The following is a 23,627-nucleotide window of genomic DNA, read 5'->3' as shown; positions in this document are numbered from 1 at the left end:
ATATATTTTAACGACCTAAAAAAAGAAGGTACATTTTTATCTCTATAAGATTTATATAGCAATGACAGTTCGAATAAAGTTTGTAACTAAAATGATAAGAAGACCATCACTTCAAATGCTGCCGAATACGCTTGCAGTCATATTCATTGTACTGTTTTTTGTATCCATTACGCTGTTTATGTAAGCGATTCATCAGCTTACTATCACCCCCCTTTTCGTTTGAGGTTAGTCAGATGCTTAATCGAATCTTGTATAGACTGGCATCGCTAGATCAACGCCTTATCGTTAGCAGACGATAAGGTAGATCCGAAAAGAATAAGTAACGTGAAACCTGTAATCTTCCATCAAGTTGTCATAACCAGTCCCTGTAAAACAACTTTTAATATCTTTTTTTAGCCTCGGTCACCTTCACTAAATAGCGTTGACTTTCTTTAGGCATTTTCTTACCTAATATAGACCAAACATTATCGCTTGAAGCTGTATTAATGACCCTAAAAGCCTCTTCCCGCTGAGAAGAAAAACTTCTTAACACATTACCCGCTCCGCCATTATAAGCAGCAATAACACAATACTCTTTGCTAATTGGGTGTCTAACTTTCGCTAAATAACGGTTTTTTAATATATGCAAATAAGCACATCCCATACGAATATTATTTTCAATATTAAACAAATAGGGCGCCGATGGTGTACCTGCGTAGCCATGAATCTCTTCAAACGCGTCCCTACCTGCAGTTGTTGGTACAATTTGCATAAGACCATAGGCAGGCACCCAACTCACAGCATAGGGGTTAAAATTACTTTCAGTTTCAATAATGGCGTAAACAAGTGCTGGAGCTAACTGATACTTTGCAGCGTAACGCTCTACATAAGATGCGTATTTATACTGTCGAGTACGCTTATGTTGTTGAAGTAAAGGGAATTCAACGTAAGAGACACTTTGCTGTGAGCCATCTGATATTTTAATTTGACGGGTATGGACACCTTGGTTCAATAAATAGGCGGCATAACGACCTGCCCGCCATGCCCAACGAATCGGCTTATTATCTTGATCAACAATTTGATTGAATAAAAAAGGCTCATCCCCAAGCACAACTTCCTGATCAGAAAACAGGTCTACTTTCTCGGGGTTGGCCGGCGTCAAAAGCGTATTAATAATTAACTGCTTTAAGTGCTGCTTATTTTGACTTTCTACTCTGACAATGCCTGTTTCAAAATTAACTAACGCGCGGCTCGTATAGCCATCAGTATATTTTACATATTCTTTCGGGGACGGTTTTACCGAATCATCGCCACCCCAAGCAGAAGAGATATGTGTAAGAAAACTATCAACGCGCTTTATATCGTTTACTAATGACTGCGGACTTGTGACCCAGCTCCTCGCCTTACTCTGTGCGCGAGAGACAGCAATATCTTCAAGAGACCTTCCACCTGCTACGCTCTGAGCAATACGAAAGGCATCATGCGTTGTGCAACCAACTAAAGTTAATGGAAAAGATCCCAGCAAAAACTTTCTTCGCGTTAAGGGCATAAAAACCTCATTTATAACTACGCCATAAGTCAAAGATAATATTCACCATTCAAGCACCCGTTATCATTAGTTCAAACTGCCGCTTTGAATTTTTTACAAACCCAATAAAAAATATTTAAATAATTCAATAAGTTAAAATAAAAAAAGCAACTTTACACTATGTAAAGCACACCAAGGCCTTAATTTCAAAAAGGACATAATCCTGTATTAAACAAGAGAGTTCTTATAGAAATAGAATCGTTTACTTAAATTAACGATCGTTTTTGTATCATACAAGCGTTATTATTTTTATGGTTAGCTACAATAAAAAAAACGAAAAGAGGACTAACAGCTTGGCTTTCTCTGTTTTACTTGCAAGACAACCAATTCTTGATAAAGAGCTCAATACCATTGCGTATGAGCTATTATATAGAGACGCAAAAGGTATAGGCCCTCAACTACCCTTTGACGGGACTCAAGCAACGGCAGAAGTCCTGCTAAACGCCTATAGCAGTATATTCCAAAACAACCGTGTTCAAGCTATTCCAGCATTTATTAATTTCAATGCAGAATGGATTTACAATGGAAATCTACCTGCCCTTAGGCCCGAAGCCTTAGTGCTAGAAGTACTAGAAGACGTAGCAATTACGGATGAAATCATCCACAAACTCCGTACTCTTTCCGATAACGGCTACCGCATTGCTCTCGATGATTTTATCTATGATGAAAGCTGGGAACCTGCTTTAAAACTAGCGAAGATAGTCAAGATTGATATTCAGCTTCTTTCACCTACTCAACTCATTCAGCATGTCACTGCACTGAAAAAAAAGAAGGTGACTCTACTCGCCGAAAAAGTAGAAACCTATGAAGAGTTTCAATATTGCAAGGAGCTTGGTTTTAAACTTTTCCAAGGCTATTTCTTTTGTCGCCCACAGCTCATCGAGGGACGCAAATTATCCTGTGATGACCTAATAACCCTTCAACTAATTGCAGAGTTAGAAAACGCTGAGGCGACACCTAAATCAATTGAAGCGATCATATGCAAAGATCCAGAATTTGTTTTAAAATTATTAAAAATTATCAACTCAGCCCGTTTTTCTCTATCGAGAAAGATCAATAATATCTCCGAAGCTATAATTGCATTAGGCATAGATGAACTAAAAAAATGGGCTCTGCTTATTAATACTACCCAGCATCCTCATGTCTCCAATGCATTAATCCAAGAGATACTAACCCGTGCACGCATGTGTGAACTCGCTGCGGCAAATTATGATTGCGTAAATTCTAGTACTGCATTTTTAATAGGCATGCTTTCAGGAATGGATGCTATGTTAAATCTAGAGCTTAAGGATATTATGGAGCAATTACCCGTTTCCAAAGAGGTCTCAAATGCACTAGTTAAAGGATCCGGGACTCTAGGGCAGTTACTCAGTGATGTAAAAAACTATATGGCTGGCGAATGGGCTGTGCTTAACGATTCACATATAACCGATTCACTTGGCCATGCACAGGAAGAGAGTTTACGCTGGGTACAAGATACCCTACAAGAAATTAACTATCGCTAAGACTCAAATCGATTAAGCTCAAAAGTAATACTGCCACCTTTGTAAATTTCTAAATCCATTGGTTCATTTCTAACTAACTTAACCAATCCAACTCCAGGTGCATACCACTCGGTCTGCGTAACAATAATGTCTTGATAACCTAAGCGTGGATCAGCGTAAAGACTAATAACACCCGAAGCCTCTACCTTAATGCAGTTATCGAATCTACCTGCAGGCACAACTACACTGCTATTTAACGCAACAATTTCATAAGTGAGGCTAAATGCTTTTTTACTTGGGTCAGGTAGCGCTGAGCGCAGGCCATGTAAAGCATAAGAACGAGTTTCTGCCACCCAACTACGCCCTACTTCTAGATCCTCTTTGTTAGGAAGAATTCTGATCTCTTTGTCATCAAATCTAGGGGTTAGCTCTACTACAGTACGTTTTGCAATTCGATAGCTACCCGTATCATCTTGCAATATATAATAAACGGTCCCATCGCTAGTCCTACGCGCGGAAACAGGCATACCACTATAATCCCCCTTCAGGTCGATAGTCCCTAAATTTTTGATACTAAATTGTCGTTTCTGTGTTATGTCAGTTAAATCTTCAAAAACGCTGTAGTGCCACTCGACACCTTTATTGACGGGAAAATAATCATTTTCAGAAATATCCCCCTGACATCCCACTATAATGACTGATATTAAGAGAATACAAATAAGACGCATATTACTTCTCCGGTAACGCTGGGTCTGGGAGCTTAACAAACTGCAAGCCTAGATATTTTTGCCCCTCTCTGTTTTGCTTATTATCATTTTCTTCGTTAATCGAAGCCGGATTAATTTCACCTAACTGCAGGTTCCCATTCTCTACTTCTCTTAGTGCAGATTCCAATTTACCGTGTATATCTAAATCATAATCTAACCTATAAGCTCTAGGTTCAGCAGCTAACTCATAATCATTCAATGCGGTTAACCACATATAAATACTCCCTTCAACTTCTCTCGCCTCATCCGGCTCTTCTATAACCCCATAATGTAATAAAAACTTTTCAGGTAAAACCACCTCTGCCGGCCACCCTTGTGTCTCTTTCCAGCCTTGATAACTCACGGTATAAAAACCAACTGCGATAACAATAAGCGCTGCTTTTATACCCCAAAAAATTCTGCTGTATATCAATACAAGCAACACTAAAGCAGTAAAAAAAACATACGCGAGGGTTAAACTAAACAAAACTTCATTCATTTCGATATCGCCTTTACTATACTTTTTTGTAGCTGATTTATATTTGTGACTTGACCAGAAGGGGTAATAGAAAACCTCACAGCTGTGGCCTCATCACCTTCTTCTGACAACAATGTCGTATTGTAGTGGAGTACTTTCATAACCGGATTCACTTCAGCTAAATAGATAGTCACAGGAACTTTTTCACTTGTTTCACTTTTAAAGTAATGGATGTTAACAATAAATTCGCCTGGGGGGCGCCCTCTAATTGTCAATACTTCTTGATTGAGTGGATTCACAACTTCAGTGCCATTGACGACTTGCGTATCATTTGCCAATCCTCGGTCATCTCGATCAAGGTGCATCAATCCATCTTGTGCTCTCTTGTACCACACTTTTTTTCCTTCAGGCCCAGTTGCCCATACATCAATATCGTCAGGGCTTCCATCAGGCCAACTTACGGTAACAATAAATTCAGCCTTCGGATCAATAATGCCCGATTTAGCCGGAGGGTTTAAAAGCAATAAAGCGATCAGAAAAAGAAAAGTAAACGTTAATAAAACGTTAAAAAGAAGATCCGTAAATGGATCTATATCAAAATTACTTTTGCGCTGAAAGAGGGGCACCGCCTTCACCTCTATTATCTACAACCAAGTCGACAGTGGATAAGCTAAAATCAATCGTCTCTAACAAAAGCCTATCCGCACAGCGGTCAACCAACAATAACTGAATACCTAAAGTCATACTCGCAATTAATCCAACCATTGTTGTGTTCATTGCGACTCCCATTCCCAAGGTCATCTGCTGCATTAATTCTTTTATATCAGAGATATCCAGTTGTTCGAACGCAGAGATCGAGCTAAGCATCAAAACAAAACCAACAACAGTACCCAGCAACCCTAACTTAATAACGACCCCAGCCATAAACCAGCCAACCTGATGTGCCCCCCGCAAGGATTCAGCCAATACTTCCGTTGCCAGTGTTTTATCCGGCTCTGAGTGACTATTTAGCACTTTGCTTAAAAAGTCTTTAATTACTGATCGGCTCTCGAATGCATCATCAGATAAAAGCTTTAGATCATCTAAACTCAATTTTTTAATCTTTAATAACATTAGTGATTGTGAAGCGACAAACCAGCTACGGTAACCACAATGGACAGACACAGCGATGAACAGAATAAAAATGAGTGAACTAATTCTCGTAATATCTTGCACAAAAATAGTCTGGAATAGTTGTAAATCCCAACTTAGGAAAAGGAAAAATACAATCAGGCCCGCTAACAAAAGCCAATATAAAAACGCTGTATAGGTATATTGAGTAGACATCCACTTTCCTATGCTTATCTTGCATTAGAACTTCAGACTATAAAGGAGCCTGATAGAAAAATAACTAGAAACACAAGAAAAAGAGACCAAAGAATAGATTAAAACAACCACAAAGTAGCAAGACTCCTACAAGGTAATTCAGGCACTTTTATTGTAAATAAAAAGACAGGAGCTATTGACTAAGATGAAAAAAAAGATCTCTTAAAACTATATTGATAGTATTCAACCTACTGAAAAATAAGCTTTTTGAAAGCTGTTTCTTTTTCAAGCAACAGGTTGAAATAGCGCTACTTGCGGGCGCCCAGCATGTTAACCAAATATTACTAACAGCTTTATCCACAGAGTTTGTTGATAACAAAATTGTGTAAATTTTTTTTGCAACCACAGAAAAGAAGAATTGTTATTTATTACTGATAATTCGGGCATTAAATGTCGCTAGATAAATCAGCATTAAGTAAAAGAGAACTCAAAAAAATCCTAAACTCAACACTCTCCAAACACTATTTATTCTCGTTGACCGATTCAAGAGTAGAAACTAAGTCTTTAAAGGCTTCGCGGTTAGAATCATTTAACCCCATCAGAATTTGATGGGCTGAGATTATTCGCTCTTTCATCTCATCCACAGACTCTTGCACAAAGGGAAGCTCTTTCAAGTCCTTAATACTCGTTGGAAGCTCTTCTAGCAATATGAAAATATGATCAAAGCCCATTGTATACAAAATACTAGTAATATCAGGGTTTGTAGACACCAGTGTAGGCTTACCAAGATCAGCTTCACTCGCTTTAATAGATAACTTTGCAATAAGGCCCAAAGAGGTGCTATCAATACCCTCAGCCTCAGTCAGATCGATTAAAATATTAGACACAGATGTTTTAGCTAGAGCGTCATTTATATGACAATCCAACGAAGTACAGAGCGTTAAGCGCACATCACCTACAAACTTCAAAACAAAGCTGCCATCAACCAACGCCGAATAAATTGAACCTTCTTGCATTATTTACTGCCTGCAAACTGTCATTATTGCAATATCATCAGGTGCGTCATTTATAATATCGGGAAGCAATGCTTCCTTAATTACATCTGGACCAGCGCCATTCACCGCAATTACAGCATCAATAAGTCTCTGCTCTTTAGCACTCATATTCCCTTCAGGTAACATCTCTAAAATACCATCCGAGAACAATGTAATTTCGAACTCATCTAACAACTGTAATTTTCGTTCATCAAATAAAGGTTCAGGGAAAAGCCCTACCGGCATTCCCCGCCCTTCTAGGAAGCGTGTACCGACTGCATCAGTCAAAATAGGCATAGGATGATGCCCACCTATAGCATAGGTCAAACTGGAGTCTTTGTTATCAAAAAGCCCCACAAAAATACTCAAATGTTTTCCTAACTCAGTCTCTAGTAACTCTGAATTAATACGATATAAGGTATTCACCGGCGATAGAATATCAAAGCTTGAAGAACGGTTATAATTTCTAACCAATCGGTTAGTCATATTTTTTAACAGCACAGTAACTAAGGCTGATGAAGCACCATGCCCTGATACATCAGCTAGATAAAACATCGTTTTATCAGCGTCAATGGGGACCACATCAACAAAATCGCCACTTAAATACAGCGAAGGAATTAATAAGTAACGAGCCAACAACCCTCCAACATTCAGCTCCTTATCTGGCAGCATATTCTGTTGTATTTGCAACGCTGCTTGCTGATCAATTTGAAGTTCACTGAGGCTCTTTTCTAACTCGTTTCGATAATGAAGCTTCTTCTCAATTAAGTCAGCAAGAAGTAAAAGCTTAGCAATAGAATCAGAAAAATCCGCACTCTTTTCAGCTATCTCGCTTTGAATAAAAACATCATTAGCCCCTTTTCGTAGTGCCAATAAAACCTGGTCACACTTAGCTTCCGGCATCAATACAAGTATAGGTTTAGGGGCATGGAATTCAGCTAGGGAGGCAATATCATCAACAGTGAAGGTTTCACTTAAACCCGCAATTACTAACGAGAAGTCATGCTCATTGAGTAACTCTTTAGCATAATCACAATTATAAGCAGTTGAAACTTTTACCGGACGAAGTGCTATATGACTACAGGCATCAATGATCGAGTCAATGGCTTCCGCAACATGATCAACTAGTAAGATAGTTTGGTAAGTGTCTCTCATAACCTAGCCTTATTAAATAGGCGAAGATCTATGAGACAACAGAGTAGATGCTGCTGCCTTAACATACAATGAAAATTTATAAGTAACATTGCGTAAAAATTCAAAAACCCCAGCCTAAAATGTAAAGCTGAGGTTATGATTAACACTAGAAATTACTTTCATCATAATTTTCGCCATCGCCATCTACGATGGAAAAGGCTCGTTTCTGAAGATAGGCATCACGAACAAAGGTATATTTATCACCAGAAATCAATTTTTCTGCTTCAAGTAATTCGGCGCGATCATTAATAATCCGCGTCGCATACATCGCATTACGAGCACCGTTATCATCTAACTGGCGTACAGGGTCAACAAGATAATCAGGCACCCTGCCAATACCATCACGCACAGTGGTTGGGCCAAAGAAAGGCAAGACCAAATAAGGACCGCTATCAACACCCCAGTACCCAAACGTCTGCCCAAAGTCTTCATCGTGCTTATCAATACCCATTGGTGTAGCAACATCAATTAGACCCGCCAAACCAAACGTAGAGTTAAATGCGATACGAGCAAAGTCTTGTGTTGCATTGCTGAACTTACCTTGCAGCAAGTTATTCAACAACGTTCCAACATCCGCTAAGTTTCCGAAAAAGTTACTAACACCCGTTTCAGCAATATCAGGCATAATTGCTTTGTAACCCTGAGAAACTGGCTTTAGTGCATAAGTATCCAAGCCGTCATTAAAGCTAAACATAGTCCGGTTAAAACCTTCCCATGGATCAACTTCAACGTCGGCAGCAACAGAAGGCTGACATAACATGATTGATACTGCACCAGCAACCAACAAACTACGTAATTTGGCTTTCATCCAGTTTCCCTTAAATTTGCTCACAATATTGATGCTCTATTTTAGCTGAGTTAAGTAGATATGAAAAACAGGAAAAGCGCTTATTTTCAAAAACAGCACAAAAGTAGTGATTATTTATAACGAAAAAAGGCTTCCCGAAGGAAGCCTTTTCTTATTTCCGTAAGGAAATGTTGACTTAGAAGTCTAGACGGTAACCAGCAACAGTACGATCACCAGCATCGTCATCACTATCGTTGTTAACGTGCTCTAGGTAAACAATACCGTTACCCATTTTCTGAGAAACACCTAGGCCCCACTGCTCAAGATCAGTAGAAGCGTTTTTCTCTTCGTAATCAGCGTAACGACCATATACAGCAGTACCATTAGCTGTTGTATAACGTGCAGCTAGTTCCCAAACATTTTCATCAAGCTGGTTTGCACCATTAAAGTCTGTTTCAGACTCTTCGTACTTAGCCATTAGCTCTAAAGCATCCATAGTGTACTTAGCAGAAAGGCCTGTTACATCTTTGCTGAAATCAGTTTGAGTAGAAGCTGCAGTTGTTACTGTAGGAACACCACCAACAACACCAATCACTGCAGCTGTGCTTACATCACCTGCGTCCACGTCACCATAAGAAGCGGATAGTGTTAAGTTCTGAACACCATTATAGGTAGCAGCTACGTTGTAACCATCTACACCATCATCAAAACTTGAATCATTGTCATCGCTATCACCCATAATAACGGCACCAGCAATAAATGTTAGGCCGTTCATGCTTGGAGAGATGTAAGCAACAGTATTTTGCTGACGTTTATGGAATGTATTACCAAGGTTAAAACGCTCACCAAAATCTGAAGAGCCAGGGTGGAATACGTTTGTAGGTGCTTCAATTAGCAAGTAGTGAGGGTGGTACATTTTACCGATCTGAGCTGTACCCCAATCGCCTTTAGCACCAATCAACATTAAACGGTTACCAAGAGATTGGCCCTGGTCTGCATCATCAGTACCATAAACCTGCGCTTCCCACTGGAAGAAACCTTTAGTTCCGTCTAGACCTAGATCTACATCGCCTTTGATACCCATGCGGCTTGATGTATCAACTACATCAATGTCGCCATCAGTTTTTGAACCTGGAGTACCATTATTAGACGTTTCAGCAACGCCCATACGGAAAGATCCGTATAGCGTAGCATCAGCCTGTGCGATCATTGGTGCAGTCATAGCGCCAGCTACAGCTAGTGCAATCAGTGACTTTTTCATCAACATTTCCCCTTCAATATATTCAACATACTAGTAGTGAACTTTTAATTTTTTCTTATCGCAGCGCGCTCTAGGCGCACTTACTCTATGAAAATACTACAAAAGAAAAACTTTTCAAACTAATGAATAAGCTTTTCTTATAATTTTTTAGTCGGCGAGACTACTAATAACTTTAATTCTCGCTTTATTCACCGTCTCTGTCTGTGGTATAGAGCTAATAAACTCTCTTATAACAACAGGTTAAGCGGATGATTATAAATAAATTTCGCGCATTACATCATACCCATCGAGCATGTGCAACCTTTGACTACATAATACATCTAAATACAGACCCGACAAAAGTACTACTTCCTTGATCCCTTGACCTATATCAAGGGATAACTTTACCCCACTGCTGTTTTAGACGCTTTTCAGAAACAGTCTTTTGTGTACCCAACTGCTGTGCAAAGAGTGAAACTCGATACTCTTCAATCAACCAACGATACTCTTCTAAATTAGGATCATAGATGCCTTGTTCTACATTTCGCTGAAAACGTGTCTTATATTGGCCATAAAACTTTTCTAGCTGATCACTTAGTAAACTCTCTTGCCTTAAATTACGTCTGAATTTCTCTAGACGTAGCTCTATTGCTTTCAAATATCTGGGATAATGCATCAAGACTTCATGGGGCTGCGTTTTTATAAACTGAGCCCCTAACAGTTCAGCCAGTTGTTTTTTAATATCATTCAGCACAGGCACTTCATTTAATTGTACTTTACCTTTCAACTGCTTTTGGATTTGGTGGTAACTCTCAAATAATTGGTTAATAACGATTAGTAAACTCTCGCAAGCTGGCACAAGCTCAGCTTTACATTTACTTAGCCGCTCCTCAAATTGTTCCGAATTGCGGATTAAATCATCATCCAATTTAAGCAGCTGTCTAACTGAGTGCCAAATAATATCTTCCGCAAACGTTTGCTTATTTAAAAGCCCTGAACTGCGTAGGATAACTTTAGTGAGTTTTTCATTACTTAACGCTTTACGAGCAAAACGGACTTGCTCTCGCATATTGAGCACAGCCAGCCGCACTATGCCATCAACACTTAGATTGTTCGCTTCAGCTTGGTGAGGCTTTAAACATAAGGTAACACTCTCTCCCTTATCAACAAGCGCTGGGTAAGCTTCAATTTCGACGCCCGCATACTTATTCACTTTACAACTAGGTTCAAGTACTCCAAAGTCCCAATCTGTTAATCCCTCTCGGCCCCAGCTGCTCTCCTCACTTCTATCTGTACGTTCAGTTAATCGCTGACTGATTTGCGAGGCATACTTACTATTTAATTGCTCCCAGTCTCTGGACTCATCTAGCAGATACCCATTTTCGTCAACTAAACGTAAATTCATATGCAGGTGATCTTCTAATACAGTCTCACGTAGCTCTCGCGGCTGTATTCGAACACCCGTCATCCTAAGTAGATGATGAGCAAAAATCTCATAAAGATCTCCTACACCAAACTCCACTGCTTGCATAAAAGCATCAACATAGTTTGGAACCGGAACAAAATGCTTTCGCTGCTGCTTAGGCAAGCCTCTAAGAATTGCGGTACATTTTTCCACCAGCATCCCTGGAACCAGCCATTCAATTGTTTTCAAAGGGAGAGAGGTTAATAAAGGCAGAGGGACTTGCAAAGTCACACCATCATCATTGGCTCCCGGTGAAAAATGATAAAAGAGCTTCAGCCGCGCACCCTCTAGATTTAAATGATCGGGATAAATACTTTCAGAAACATGATCAGCAGAACGTTGAAGGATATCCTCCTCCTGCATGACTAAACACTCAGGATTATCTTGTTCAACACGCTTACGCCACTTTTCGAAACCCGCGCCATTAACTATATGGTCACCTGATAAGCTTTTAAGACGCAAACGATAAAATTCGTAAAGTTGTTCCTCATCGACGAGCAGATCCTTCCTACGAGACTTAGCTTCTAATTTCTCAATCCCCTTAAGTAAGGCTCGATTCTTTTGCACAAACCGAGCTGAACTATTTAACTCACCTTCAACCAACGCTTGACGGATAAATATCTCATGAGAAATTTCAGCATCAATTTTCCCGTAGCTCACTTTTCTTTTAGGCACAATGATCATGCCATAAAGCGTCACCTGCTCCGTAGCGACCACCTCAGCTCTTTTTTTCTCCCAATGAGGCTCACTGTAATTTTTCTTAATCAGACTAGGGGCTAATTTCTCAGCCCACACAGGATCGACTTTAGCGATACAGCGGGCATAAAGCTGGCTTGTTTCAACCATCTCTGCAGCCATAACCCATTTAGGGGCTTTTTTATAAACAACAGAACCAGGAAAAAGAAAAAATCGTCGATTGCGCGCACCTAAATATTCTTTATTTTCTTGTTTAAAGCCCATATGACTTAATAGGCCCGCCAATAACGAGCGGTGTATAGATTCGTAAGATGCAGCTTCCACACGCTCAACAAAACGTTGTTCTTTTGCCTGTAATTCTTTACAAATAATATGTAACTGACGGTGAGTATCACGCCATTCACGCATACGCATGTAGGAAAGAAAGTTCTTGTTACAGTATTTTCGTAACTGATTTTGGGTTAACTCTTGCCGTTGCGTCTCATATAACTCCCAAAGGTTAACAAACGTCATAAAGTCAGATTCATCATGGGCATATAGCTTGTGCTTTTCATCGCTAGCTTGACGTTTATCTTGCGGCCTTTCCCTTGGGTCCTGTATCCCCAATGCACTTACTATCACTAACATCTCACGGAGACAGTTATTACGCGCCGATTCGATCACCATCCGCCCCAAACGTGGATCAATAGGGAGTTTAGCCAACTGCCAACCAATGGTTGTTATCTGACGTTTTGAGTTCACGGCTCCCAGCTCCTGCAACAACTTAAAACCATCATTAATAAAACGATTATCAGGCGGATCAACAAATGGGAACTCTGCAATATCACCTAACTTAAGCGACAACATTTGTAGAATCACGGCCGCTAAGTTTGTGCGTCGAATCTCTGCATCGGTAAATTCAGGGCGACTAACAAAGTCTTCTTCCGAATAAAGACGAATACAGATACCATCAGATACTCGACCACAACGACCCGCTCTTTGGTTTGCACTGGCTTGAGAAACGGCTTCAATAGGGAGGCGTTGCACTTTTGAGCGATAGCTATAACGACTAATACGCGCCAGTCCGGTATCAATAACATATTTTATGCCTGGCACTGTTAGGGATGTTTCCGCTACATTAGTTGATAAAACCACACGGGTTCCCCTCGCCCCCTTCCCTTGCTGGAACACCCTATTTTGTTCCGCAAGTGACAGACGAGCGTAGAGCGGCAATATATCCACATGTTTAAGCTCAGCCTTACGCAAAAGATCAGCGGTTTCTCTTATATCTCTTTCGCCAGGCAGGAAGATCAAAATATCGCCTTGTGGCCCCTTCCCCTGTTTTCTCTCCATATGTAAGAGTTCTTCAACAGCTGCCAAAATCCCCTGCTGCATATCCACTGTCTTTTCATCATCTGCAGAATAATCATGCAAAGGGCGATAAAGCATCTCAACGGGATAAGTTCGACCTGAAACTTCAATAATAGGTGCATTATTAAAGTGTTTTGAGAACCGTTCAAGGTCAATTGTTGCGGAGGTAATAATCAACTTAAGATCAGGACGTCTAGGCAATATACGTTTGATATACCCTAAAAGGAAATCAATATTTAGGCTTCGCTCATGAGCTTCATCAATTATCAGTACTTCATATTTCTCAAGAAAACGGTCATGCTTAGTTTCCGCAAGCAATATACCGTCCGTCATCAGCTTCACTTGAGTCGAGTCGTTCACCTGCTCATGAAAACGAACCTGATAGCCAACTCTCTCACCCAGCGTCGTATTCAGCTCTTCAGCTATTCGAGTCGCAACCGTTCTAGCAGCAAGCCGACGCGGCTGCGTATGACCAATCAGCCCTTTACAGCCTAAACCTAATTCAAGACATATTTTAGGGAGTTGAGTGGTTTTTCCAGAACCGGTTTCACCAGCAAGAACAATCACTTGGTTATTTAAAATCGCTTCAGCTATCTCTTCTCTACGGGCACTAATAGGCAGATCAGAGTATTGAATATCTTGGTTTAAGCCTTTTTTCAATTCAACCTGTCGACAAGACACATCTATTGCATCAGACAAAGCAAGTAAGGCTTCCTGATTCGCCCCCTCGCGTCGAGTTCGATCTAATCGTCGCTTTAAACGGTAACGATCAGCAATACGGCAATCAGGTAAGCGAGCAGATAACAGCTCAATAGAGAGGGTCAAAACACGTACATCCAAAGCATAAATTAAAGTAAGGTATTCTACCTTATGAGGGTAACAGCACCAACTGATACAGCACGGCATAACCGCTATAACCACCTAATACAAGCAATCACACCTTGGTTTACGGCCTATTTCTATCTTTAAATACCCAAAAGTGCTAAGTAAACGCCAAAGAAAATCCTCCCAATAAACTAAGTATTATGGCTAATTTTCTTGAACAGTTTCTATTAAGCCGCAAAAATACAATCCAATTATGATTAAAGAGGATAATTCATGCGTAAATTTGAAGACTCATTACCACTTCAACTCCTTAAAGCGCGTGAAGCCAGTATGCTTTTTTTCCGCCCATTGCTAAATGAGTACTCCTTGACAGAACAGCAATGGCGCGTATTACGCGCACTTCATGAATACAAAGAGATGGAATCAAAAGAACTAGCAACAAGCTGCTGCCTTTTAAGTCCCAGCCTTACAGGTATTCTCACACGCCTCCAGCAACAAGGTTATATAACCCGAAGAAAGTCAACCGAAGACCAGCGTATAACGCTTATTAGTTTAACAAGTAAAGCCAATGAATTAATTCAACATTTAAGCCCTGAGATTGAAGCTAGGTATAAAGCTTTTACTAACCGCCTAGGTGAAAAGAAGCTTGAACAATTAATGGATATCATCAAAGAACTTTCTAAAATCGAGCCATAGCGCTTAGCTTCTAGCTATAAAAGCACCAATGCAACTCTTTTGAAAATGCACGCCCCCCTATTAACTATTGATCAAAAAAAATTACAAATGGAATCAAAAAAGGCGCGATTAGATCGATTTATCTCAATCAAAACAGGCATTAACCGCCGTGATGTTAAGCAGCTGCTTGCGCAAAAGAGAGTATTTATAAATGGCCAACCAGCCACAACAGCCAATCAAGTTATCGATCAATTCACGCAAATTGAGTGTGATGGAAAGAGCCTTCAGAACAATAAACCAATTTACATAATGATGAACAAGCCTGTAGGAGTTATCAGCGCTACCAAAGATGATCAACACAAAACAGTTCTAGACCTATTGCAACCCCTGTACCCCAATGTCCATATTGCAGGCAGACTAGATCTAAATTCGTCGGGCTTACTACTACTAACCAATCATGGCGAATGGTCACGCAATCTAACATCACCTAATAAAAAAGTTAACAAAGTCTATAAAGTGACATTAGAAAAACCTTTAACTAAAGAGTACGCCGAGGTTTTTGCTAAAGGTATGTTTTTTCCTTACGAGAATATAACAACCTTACCTGCCCAGCTTGAAATCATCTCTGAGCATGTCGCTGAAGTCACTTTAAAGGAAGGCCGCTATCATCAAATCAAGCGGATGTTTGGGCGATTTAGAAATCCTGTATTGAAATTACATAGAGTATCAATAGGTGCACTAGCACTCGACGAGAGCTTAAAGCCTGGAGAGAGTCGAGAGCTAACCGTGCAAGAAGTACAATCCTTAAATCATTAGCCCCAGCACATCTCTTCAATACTCTTAAATGGCTCGCCTACTGGCCCAATAAGTAAATAACAACGACAATCCAGGCAGTAAGATAAAACCAACGATAATTGGCACCAAGGTTCCATTAAAAGCTTGACCAACAACCACACCAGCAACAACGGCTATTAATGTAGAAACCCCGCCAATCACGCCCGAAGCTAAACCCGCAATATGTCCAAAAGGCTCCATAGATAAAGCATTAAGATTACCAAACAACAAACCGATTCCCATTAAGACCACCAGAAAATACCCCATTACGAACCATAAGGGTGGTACAGGGCTTAACCAATATGTACTTATAAGCACAGCAATTGAAATAATCAATGTGGCAACTTGAGTTCCCATAACTAGCTGCCTCAATCCAAAGCGCATAACTAATTTAGAATTAATAAAACTAGCCACACCAATTCCTGTGGCCAAAACAGCAAAATAAAGAGGGAATTTAGCCCCTAAATGATATAAATCCTGCAAAATCTGCTGAATAGAACTTAAAAAGCCAAGGAACGCACCAAAACCAAGTCCAGAAGCTATAACATACGCCATCGCCACCCGATTAGTGACTACTTCACAACAACCACTCACTATACTTTTAACCGAAAATTGACTTCGTTGATCTAAAGGCAAGCTTTCAGGTAAACGGAGCGCAAACCAAATTAAAATAAAAACAGCTGCAAAAAAAAGAAAAGCAAACATCATTCGCCAATTAGATACCAATAATATACCTTGCCCTATAATCGGAGCGATAACCGGTACAAGAATAAAAACAGTCATAATCAATGACATCACACGGGCCATCTCAGAGCCATGACTTTTATCTCGAACAATAGCAATAGTTACAATGCGAGGGCCCGCAGCGCCTAAGCCTTGTAACAATCGGCCTACCAACATCATGCTCATATTGACAGCAAAAAGAGAGATAAGCGTGCCTAAAATAAAAATTGCAAAACCCAGATAAATTGATGGTTTTCGTCCAATCACATCAGCTAACGGGCCGTAGATAAGGTGCCCTATCGCCACCCCAATAAAAATCGTGCTGACTATCAATTGTGTATCATTATCTCTCTGAACACCTAGATCCTGACCTATTTGAAATAAAGCAGGCAGCATCAAATCAATGGACATAGCCACAAAGCAGGTTACAAACGCCATTAATGCAACAAATTCAGTAAAACCTATCTCTGCTCTGGTCTGCGATATTTTCATTCAACCAATACTCTCAAGCCCATGCTTAAACATAAGAAAATAATTAACATGTAAACAATTTATTGATAACGATTTTAGCATAACCCAAGCTGATTAAATTCAGTTTACTCACAACACTTGAGATTTACGTGTTCGCTACAATGTGATTTTTTTTAAAGAAAAAGAAGATGGAAACTGTACTGCCACAGTGTAACTACAAATATTTGCGGAGTTTTTGCATCCCTGCCAACTCCTCATCTAGTAACGCCCGTCGTATAACTTTGCCAACATTTGACTTAGGCAGATGGGTTCTAAACTCCACCAAACGTGGAACTTTATAAGAAGTTAACCTTTCTCGACAATAATCACGTACTTGTTTAACAGTGAGGCGTCTATTTTGAGTCACGATAAATAGCTTTATCACTTCCCCAAATTGCTCATCAGGGAGGCCTATAACCGCACATTCCACTACATCTACGTGACTAGAGATAATATTTTCCAATTCATTTGGGTAAACAGGAAAGCCGGAAATGTGAATAATATCTTTTTTACGATCGACTATCTGGAGCGACTTATCTTCCATAATACGCGCCATATCCCCCGTAGCTAACCAGCCAGCCTCATCAGGGATATTCGAACCATCTCGCCAATAACCTGACATAACCTGAGGGCCTCGAACATAAAGTTCACCGATCTCTCCTGCACACAACTCCTCCCCCTGCTCACCAACAATTCTCACCTCAGTCAGCGGTAGTGGTTGACCAACAGAACCAAACTGAGCACCTTGTACATAACTAACGGCGATTACGGGAGAGGCTTCAGTTAAGCCATAACCTTGATAGATTGGACAGCCCGTTAAGGATTCCCACTCATCGCTCACAGAACGAGTAAGTGCCATACCTCCAGATAAGGTCAATTTCAACCGAGTCATATCTAACTGTCCAAACATAGGGTGTCTGCACAGAGATATAAATAAGGTATTAAGGCCAGAAAAAATGGTGAAATCCCAGCGCCCAAGCTCATTCACAAAACCACTGGTATCTCTAGGGTTCGTAATTAGAACGACTTGAGCACCCATAAAAGGCATAACAAGACAGTTCAACGTAAAACCATAGATGTGATACACCGGCAACGGTGCAATGGCTACCTCTTCGCCTATCCTTAAACTTTCCGGAAGACGGCTTTTAAGCTGAAGTACATTCGCAATCAAGTTACGATGACTTAAGGCGACACCTTTAGGCTCTCCGGTTGTTCCCACTGTATATTGTATAGCAGCAAGGTCATCTGGCTTTTGCTCAACTGCCTCCAAAGTACTCCGTGCTCCTTTAGCCAAAGCATCCCTAAACAATATAGCTTTAGGTACTTTGTATTTAGGAACGATTTTACGAACATATTTTGCAATAAAGTTAAGTAGTACTCGTCGACTAAATGGATGCAAGTCTGCCAACTCAGTTACCAGCACCGTTTTAACTAATGTATTTGGGACAACCTCTTCAATCATATGGGCGTTATTGGCGAGAATAACAACCGCCTTAACACCTGCATGATTAAATTGCTTAATGGTTTCTGACGCAGTGTATAAGGGGTTCGTATTAACAATCACCAAGCCGGCGCGTAAAGCCGCTAAAATACAGACTGGATATTGTAAAATATTGGGTAGTTGGATCGCGATACGATCGCCTGGTTTTAGCTCAGTGTTATTTTGTAAGTAGGAGGCTAGATGTTGTGCGGCCTCATCAAGCTCGGCATAGGTCAGCGTTGACCCCATATTTGAAAAAGCAGATTTATAGGCAAAGTCTTTACAAGCTCGATCCCAAAGCACTGTCAGATTAGGATAGCTCTTAATCTCCTGCTCAATTTCTTGCTCAATACTCAGCAGAGAATCTTGCTTTTCGACCACCTAAAACCTCCTCGAAAAGTGAAGTGATTACTACTGTACTAATCCCTTAACAAAAGTCACTAATTCGCCAGGCTCCAGAGCGACCCACTCTTCATTCGCCGTTAATGGAACTGTTGCTATCACAGTAACAATATCGCCAGGTTTTGTTTCTTGCACAAAATCTACTGTCACATCACAATCAGTTAAGCTGGCTTCACCAAAAGGCGCCTTACGCGTAATCCAAGACAGTTTGCTACCGCAGAATGCAAACAGGTGTGTTGACTCGGTTAATAACATATTAAAAACCCCCAACTCACGCAATCTCTCGCAACAAGTATGAATAAACGCAGAAACCTCATTAAAATCATAAGGCTGTTTGGGAAAGCGCTTTCTTAGTTCACCAAGAAGCCAGCAAAAAGCGTATTCGCTATCCGTCATCCCTACAGGATGGTAGTAAGATAAAGGAAGCGAAAAAAGCGATTTATCAAGCTGACCATTATGAGCAAACGTCCAAGTAAACCCCCAAAGTTCGCGTTGGAAGGGATGGGTATTCTCTAAACAAATATTCCCCACATTCGCTTGACGAATATGACTAATCACCACATGGCTTTTTATAGGGTGCTCTTTAATTAAGTTAGCTATTTTTGAATCCACGCTGGGATTAGGATCATGAAAGCAACGTACGCCTTTACCTTCATAAAAAGCGATACCCCACCCATCTTTATGCGGCCCAGTACCTCCTCCCCGCTGCATCAATCCAGCAAACGAAAAGCAGATATCTGTAGGAACATTGGCGCTCATACCTAATAATTCACACATATAAAGCTATTCCAGCAAACCTATATTAAAGAACAACTCAGGAATCCGGTTTGTTATCTAAAACCACTTTATCAGGCAAGGAATCAATCGCATCCATACCCGTTTCTATTTTTTTACTGTCATCAGTTAACGCAGTTACTTCTTTAAGGCGGCGTTCTCCTAAAAAACATCCCTGCGGATGAATCGACATCTGCTTACTTTCAACCGTCGCACGCACCTGACCACTTGAATCTATATGAAGGTCATCACAGATGACTTCACCTTCAAGTAATCCACAAACATCAACTGCACGTGCCTTAATTAAACCGCGCACATGACCTGTTTTACCAATTGAAATATTATCTAACGAGCTAACATTACCTTCAAAAATGCCATCAATATGCATTTTTCCAATAATGCTCATATCGCCGCAAAACTTATTCCCTTCAGCAATTATTGTAATAGCTGACTGTGTTGATTTAGCGGATACATTTCTTTTAAGGATGCCCATTTAACGCCCTTAACCTTTGTAAACAAAGAGTCAAAATTTGTTATATTCCAAGAGAGAAAGGGTTCAGGGTCTATAGCTGTAAACAAGTGCCTTATCTCATAATGTAAATGAGGCCCAGTTGTCATACCTGTATTGCCACTATTCCCTATCAGTTGTCCCTTACTGACAAACTCTCCACTTTTTACTTTAATTGCATCCAGATGCGCAAAGTACGTTTTAAAACCAAAATTGTGTTGCAATATTATCAGTTTACCAAAACCGCTACGTTTATTATAACCAGCATATTCTACAACTCCGTCAGCGGTTGCATAAATTGGCGTGCCCCTATTCGCTTTAAAATCGATCCCTTGGTGAACAACCCGTTTATTTCTAACCGGATGCATACGCGGCCCAAACTTATCCGATATACGAATGGCCTGTATAGGCACACCGTTAGGAATACTATGCAAAAAGAATAACCGTTTATTAGCCTCTATCGTTAATTGCTCAGCTCTCAACGGGTCAATAGTCGTTTGATGCTCCACCCCTAGTAGATCCTCCAGCCCATAAAGCGAACTATCTAAAGTAGAGTTTAATTCACCTATACGAATGTTTTCTTCTTCTAGCTTATCTCTCTCATGCTTAAGAGAGCTTAACGATAAACTTAAATTCTTTAGTTCATCAATATATAACTGTTGGGAGCCCACCATAATTTCATAACTTTCACTTAGCTCTTGATGATCCTCTTCAAGATCGGCTAAGTTATCAGTTTTAACAACAAGCAAAGCATTAGAAACGAAAAAGCTGGCCGCAGACAATATAATAAAAATGAACAATAGGTATTTGGCCACTTGGCTAATCGTATATTGGCGTGACCCATAAACGGTTGTCAGCGTTATAACCAGCTTATTTCTCAAGTTAATACCTGTAACTATTCGTCTTTTTTACAAAGAACTAATCGACAATAATCAAAGCAAACAAATATACCGATTTTCATACTATTGTCATAGTATTATAGGGGATTAATCCGCTTCCCCTATTTCAATAATCACTAAACAAGCCAACTCCAAGGAATGGAAAGCGCTTATTTACCATCCAGCATTCGACCTAAACCACCTAAAACGGACCCCTCTCCTTTATCAGAACCACCCGATGATGGTGCAGATGCAATCAAGCGATCAGCCAACCGTGAGAAGGGTAAACTTTGCACCCAAACAGACCCAGTACCTCTGAGTGTAGCCAACCACAGACCCTCACCACCAAAGATCATAGATTTAAGCCCTTTCACCATCTCGATGTCATATTCAATTCCATCGGTAAAACCAACTAAACACCCCGTATCAACACGCAACACCCCGTTATTCAGTTCCTTTCTAACGACAGTGCCCCCGGCTTGGACAAACGCCATGCCATCCCCTTCGAGCTTTTGTAAAACAAACCCTTCACCACCAAAAAAGCCCGCACCAATTTTTTTAGAGAAAGCAATTTCAACCTTAGTTCCTAAGGCCGCACAGAGAAATGCATCTTTCTGGCAGGTGATTTGATCACCGTAATCCGCTAAATTAAGCGCAACAATACTACCTGGATAAGGTGCTGCAAAAGCCACTCGACGTTTACCCAAGCCTTCATTACCGAAATGAGTCATAAATACAGACTCACCCATAACCATACGTTTACCCGCTGAGAATAATTTCCCCATCAACCCTTGATCCGGTTCAGAGCCATCACCCATCTTCGTTTCGAACGTGATGTCCTCCTCCATATAATTCATCATACCCGCCTCGGCAATCACCTTTTCACCGGGATCTAGCTCCACTTCAACAACCTGAAGCGCTTCACCTATAATTTCATAATCAACTTCATGACAACGCATTTCTCGCTCCTTTCCAGGTATTCTTTTATAAATATAGTGGGCCTTGTAAATTTGATCTAAATAAAAAAACAACGCCGTTACAATCGATGGACAGTAAACCAATATTCCCACTTAAAGGGCAAGACCCATTTAACTTTTACCCTCTTCACTATTTATCCATAGGCTAAAAGTCAAAAGAGTTATTGGGCTTTTTTTCTACACCTATTTCCTAACGGAACCTTAGCAACAAAAAAATATCATTCGAGCACTCCTCCAAAAGCATTTCACTAAAAACAAAAAATCGCGCTTAGGTCTTAGACATCAGTCTAAAAAAGACTCAAATGTAAAACCAATGTCTTATGCCAAGGCTTGCTTTTGTATATCTACCCACCAGATTGCGGTGCTATGGTGAAGATAGAAAGTTTCTTGGTAGCGGTAATCTAATAATGAAGCAAGCGACTTTCTCTCCTCAACTAAAATAAATAAGGCATATAAAAATGACCCAAAGAGAGATCGTGGTACTGAGTGGTGTGCGTACAGCTATTGGTAGTTACGGCGGAAGCTTAAAAGATATCCCACCCTGCCAAATGGCCGCAGAATGTGTTGCAGAAGCCGTCAAGCGTGCCGGCATAGCGCCCGAAGATATTGGCCACAGCGTGTTTGGTAATGTGGTGCATACTGAACGTAGAGACATGTATTTAGGCCGCGTAGCGGCTGTGAATGGAGGGCTTCCACACGAAACCCCTTCACTCACGTTAAACCGTTTATGTGGCAGTGGCTTACAAGCAATTATTACGGCAGCTCAACAGATAGAATTAGGCGTTTGTGATGCTGCGGTAGCTGGCGGTTCAGAATCCATGAGTAGAGCTCAATATTGGATGCCCTCTGCGCGCTTTGGTCTTCGTATGGGTGATGGGCAAATACTTGATGCTATGGTTGGTGCACTTACCTGCCCATTTGACGATAATCACATGGGAATTACAGCTGAAAATGTTGCTGAAAAATGGGGAATCAGCCGTGAAGATCAAGATGATTTAGCGGTACTCAGTCACAATAGAGCTGAAGCTGCGATAAAAGCAGGCACCTTTAAAGAGCAAATCCTACCGATCAATGTCAAAGTTAAGCGCGAAATGGTGCCTTTCGATACAGATGAGCACACACGCCATGGCTGCACTTTAGCTGATATGCAGAAGCTTCGTCCTGCCTTCAAAAAAGAGGGGTCAGTCACGGCAGGCAATGCCTCTGGCCTTAATGATGCTGCCGCCGCCGTTACGCTTATGGCGGCTGACGTTGCTAAAGCAAAAGGGCTAAAGCCTATGGCTAAACTTGTCGGCTACGCTTTTGCTGGTGTCGAACCTAAATATATGGGCATAGGCCCAATCCCTGCGGTTAGAAAGCTACTCACAGATGCTAATCTAGATGTTTCGGATATTGATGTTTGGGAAGTCAACGAAGCCTTCGCCGCGCAAGCACTCGCCGTATGTCGCGATTTAGATTTACCAACAGATAAAGTCAATATCAATGGATCCGGTATCTCTTTGGGCCACCCTATAGGCGCCACAGGTGCAATTATTACCGTAAAAGCTCTCTATGAGCTGCAGCGTTCAGGTGGCCGTTATGCTGTAGCCACTATGTGTATCGGTGGCGGCCAAGGGATTGCTGCTTTATTTGAAAGACCTTAATGATCAACTAATTAACTAGTTATTTATACATACTAAAAGCCGGATAAATATC

The 23,627-nt window shown here is 40.7% G+C and carries 20 protein-coding genes; 4 read left to right on the top strand and 16 right to left on the bottom strand.

All coding sequences use genetic code 11. The features are described from left to right. Positions 1–379: 379 nt before the first annotated feature. Positions 380–1,504 (bottom strand): murein transglycosylase domain-containing protein, encoded by a 1,125-nt coding sequence (locus tag A3774_RS05385; RefSeq protein ID WP_197468011.1) that lies wholly within the window; start codon positions 1,502–1,504, stop codon positions 380–382. Positions 1,505–1,860: 356 nt separating this feature from the next. On the opposite strand from A3774_RS05385, the gene A3774_RS05380 reads away from it, so the two are divergent. Beyond that, a complete protein-coding gene (locus A3774_RS05380) occupies positions 1,861–3,072 on the top strand; it encodes an EAL and HDOD domain-containing protein (RefSeq protein ID WP_067864304.1) in 1,212 nt (403 codons plus the stop codon). Here the strand turns inward: A3774_RS05380 and A3774_RS05375 are convergent. The 9 genes from A3774_RS05375 to hrpA all read right to left on the bottom strand — a co-directional run bounded on the left by A3774_RS05375 (position 3,069) and on the right by hrpA (position 14,252). Further along, complete coding sequence (locus tag A3774_RS05375; protein ID WP_067864301.1) at positions 3,069–3,779, bottom strand: hypothetical protein; 711 nt, start codon at positions 3,777–3,779, stop codon at positions 3,069–3,071. The genes A3774_RS05380 and A3774_RS05375 overlap by 4 nt on opposite strands. A 1-nt stretch (position 3,780) precedes the next feature. Continuing rightward, complete coding sequence (locus A3774_RS05370) at positions 3,781–4,296, bottom strand: hypothetical protein (protein WP_067864298.1); 516 nt, start codon at positions 4,294–4,296, stop codon at positions 3,781–3,783. After that, entirely contained in the window at positions 4,293–4,901 is a 609-nt protein-coding gene (locus A3774_RS05365) for a hypothetical protein (protein ID WP_067864295.1), read from the bottom strand. Before A3774_RS05365 ends, A3774_RS05370 begins: the two co-directional genes overlap by 4 nt. After that, on the bottom strand, positions 4,876–5,601 hold the full coding sequence (locus A3774_RS05360) for a MotA/TolQ/ExbB proton channel family protein (protein WP_067864292.1): 726 nt from the start codon (positions 5,599–5,601) through the stop codon (positions 4,876–4,878). Before A3774_RS05360 ends, A3774_RS05365 begins: the two co-directional genes overlap by 26 nt. Positions 5,602–6,101: 500 nt before the next feature. Then, positions 6,102–6,596 (bottom strand): STAS domain-containing protein, encoded by a 495-nt coding sequence (locus A3774_RS05355; protein WP_067864289.1) that lies wholly within the window; start codon positions 6,594–6,596, stop codon positions 6,102–6,104. 3 nt (positions 6,597–6,599) lie between these two features. Further along, entirely contained in the window at positions 6,600–7,769 is a 1,170-nt protein-coding gene (locus A3774_RS05350; protein WP_067864286.1) for a PP2C family protein-serine/threonine phosphatase, read from the bottom strand. Between the two features lie 145 nt (positions 7,770–7,914). Then, positions 7,915–8,616, bottom strand: a complete 702-nt coding sequence (locus A3774_RS05345) for an MlaA family lipoprotein (RefSeq protein WP_067864283.1) — start codon at positions 8,614–8,616, stop codon at positions 7,915–7,917. A 175-nt stretch (positions 8,617–8,791) separates the two neighbouring features. After that, positions 8,792–9,856 carry a porin gene (locus A3774_RS05340; protein ID WP_067864279.1) on the bottom strand — a complete coding sequence of 355 codons (1,065 nt, stop codon included), beginning with the start codon at positions 9,854–9,856 and terminating at the stop codon, positions 8,792–8,794. 370 nt (positions 9,857–10,226) lie between these two features. Then, on the bottom strand, positions 10,227–14,252 hold the full coding sequence (hrpA, locus tag A3774_RS05335) for an ATP-dependent RNA helicase HrpA (protein ID WP_082792362.1): 4,026 nt from the start codon (positions 14,250–14,252) through the stop codon (positions 10,227–10,229). 192 nt (positions 14,253–14,444) lie between these two features. Here hrpA and hpaR point away from each other — a divergent pair, with 192 nt between their 5' ends. After that, positions 14,445–14,867, top strand: coding sequence for a homoprotocatechuate degradation operon regulator HpaR (gene hpaR, locus A3774_RS05330; protein WP_067864276.1), 423 nt, complete (start codon positions 14,445–14,447; stop codon positions 14,865–14,867). Between the two features lie 87 nt (positions 14,868–14,954). Beyond that, a complete protein-coding gene (locus A3774_RS05325; protein WP_067864541.1) occupies positions 14,955–15,662 on the top strand; it encodes a pseudouridine synthase in 708 nt (235 codons plus the stop codon). A 24-nt stretch (positions 15,663–15,686) separates the two neighbouring features. On the opposite strand, the gene A3774_RS05320 is transcribed toward A3774_RS05325, so the two are convergent. The 6 genes from A3774_RS05320 to A3774_RS05295 all read right to left on the bottom strand — a co-directional run bounded on the left by A3774_RS05320 (position 15,687) and on the right by A3774_RS05295 (position 21,914). Beyond that, complete coding sequence (locus A3774_RS05320) at positions 15,687–16,895, bottom strand: multidrug effflux MFS transporter (protein WP_067864273.1); 1,209 nt, start codon at positions 16,893–16,895, stop codon at positions 15,687–15,689. Between the two features lie 193 nt (positions 16,896–17,088). After that, positions 17,089–18,774 (bottom strand): AMP-binding protein, encoded by a 1,686-nt coding sequence (locus A3774_RS05315; RefSeq protein ID WP_231867944.1) that lies wholly within the window; start codon positions 18,772–18,774, stop codon positions 17,089–17,091. Between the two features lie 30 nt (positions 18,775–18,804). Further along, positions 18,805–19,572: a class II glutamine amidotransferase gene (locus A3774_RS05310; RefSeq protein WP_067864270.1), complete on the bottom strand. Its 768-nt coding sequence runs from the start codon at positions 19,570–19,572 to the stop codon at positions 18,805–18,807. A 37-nt stretch (positions 19,573–19,609) separates the two neighbouring features. Further along, a complete protein-coding gene (locus A3774_RS05305) occupies positions 19,610–19,975 on the bottom strand; it encodes a bactofilin family protein (protein ID WP_067864535.1) in 366 nt (121 codons plus the stop codon). A 29-nt stretch (positions 19,976–20,004) separates the two neighbouring features. Beyond that, complete coding sequence (locus A3774_RS05300; RefSeq protein ID WP_067864267.1) at positions 20,005–20,958, bottom strand: M23 family metallopeptidase; 954 nt, start codon at positions 20,956–20,958, stop codon at positions 20,005–20,007. Between the two features lie 167 nt (positions 20,959–21,125). Further along, complete coding sequence (locus A3774_RS05295; RefSeq protein WP_067864264.1) at positions 21,126–21,914, bottom strand: TIGR00266 family protein; 789 nt, start codon at positions 21,912–21,914, stop codon at positions 21,126–21,128. A gap of 476 nt (positions 21,915–22,390) precedes the next feature. Here A3774_RS05295 and bktB point away from each other — a divergent pair, with 476 nt between their 5' ends. Continuing rightward, a complete protein-coding gene (bktB, locus tag A3774_RS05290) occupies positions 22,391–23,575 on the top strand; it encodes a beta-ketothiolase BktB (RefSeq protein ID WP_067864261.1) in 1,185 nt (394 codons plus the stop codon). The last annotated feature ends 52 nt before the right edge of the window (positions 23,576–23,627 follow it).

Origin of the sequence: Neptuniibacter marinus, assembly GCF_001597725.1 — a bacterium.
GTDB classification, from domain to species: domain Bacteria; phylum Pseudomonadota; class Gammaproteobacteria; order Pseudomonadales; family Balneatricaceae; genus Neptuniibacter; species Neptuniibacter marinus.
The sequence above is the reverse complement of the archived record's forward strand: the minus strand, read 5'-3'. Positions and strand labels throughout refer to the sequence as shown.

Coding starts and splice junctions, on each gene's coding strand:
- A3774_RS05360 (WP_067864292.1), bottom strand. CDS start 5,601: ATGTCTACTCAATATACCTATACAGCGTTTTTATATTGGCTTTTGTTA.
- hpaR (WP_067864276.1), top strand. CDS start 14,445: ATGCGTAAATTTGAAGACTCATTACCACTTCAACTCCTTAAAGCGCGT.
- A3774_RS05375 (WP_067864301.1), bottom strand. CDS start 3,779: ATGCGTCTTATTTGTATTCTCTTAATATCAGTCATTATAGTGGGATGT.
- A3774_RS05310 (WP_067864270.1), bottom strand. CDS start 19,572: ATGTGTGAATTATTAGGTATGAGCGCCAATGTTCCTACAGATATCTGC.
- A3774_RS05295 (WP_067864264.1), bottom strand. CDS start 21,914: ATGCGTTGTCATGAAGTTGATTATGAAATTATAGGTGAAGCGCTTCAG.
- A3774_RS05340 (WP_067864279.1), bottom strand. CDS start 9,856: ATGAAAAAGTCACTGATTGCACTAGCTGTAGCTGGCGCTATGACTGCA.
- A3774_RS05350 (WP_067864286.1), bottom strand. CDS start 7,769: ATGAGAGACACTTACCAAACTATCTTACTAGTTGATCATGTTGCGGAA.
- A3774_RS05345 (WP_067864283.1), bottom strand. CDS start 8,616: ATGAAAGCCAAATTACGTAGTTTGTTGGTTGCTGGTGCAGTATCAATC.
- A3774_RS05320 (WP_067864273.1), bottom strand. CDS start 16,895: ATGAAAATATCGCAGACCAGAGCAGAGATAGGTTTTACTGAATTTGTT.
- bktB (WP_067864261.1), top strand. CDS start 22,391: ATGACCCAAAGAGAGATCGTGGTACTGAGTGGTGTGCGTACAGCTATT.
- A3774_RS05355 (WP_067864289.1), bottom strand. CDS start 6,596: ATGCAAGAAGGTTCAATTTATTCGGCGTTGGTTGATGGCAGCTTTGTT.
- hrpA (WP_082792362.1), bottom strand. CDS start 14,252: ATGCCGTGCTGTATCAGTTGGTGCTGTTACCCTCATAAGGTAGAATAC.
- A3774_RS05325 (WP_067864541.1), top strand. CDS start 14,955: ATGGAATCAAAAAAGGCGCGATTAGATCGATTTATCTCAATCAAAACA.
- A3774_RS05305 (WP_067864535.1), bottom strand. CDS start 19,975: ATGAGCATTATTGGAAAAATGCATATTGATGGCATTTTTGAAGGTAAT.
- A3774_RS05370 (WP_067864298.1), bottom strand. CDS start 4,296: ATGAATGAAGTTTTGTTTAGTTTAACCCTCGCGTATGTTTTTTTTACT.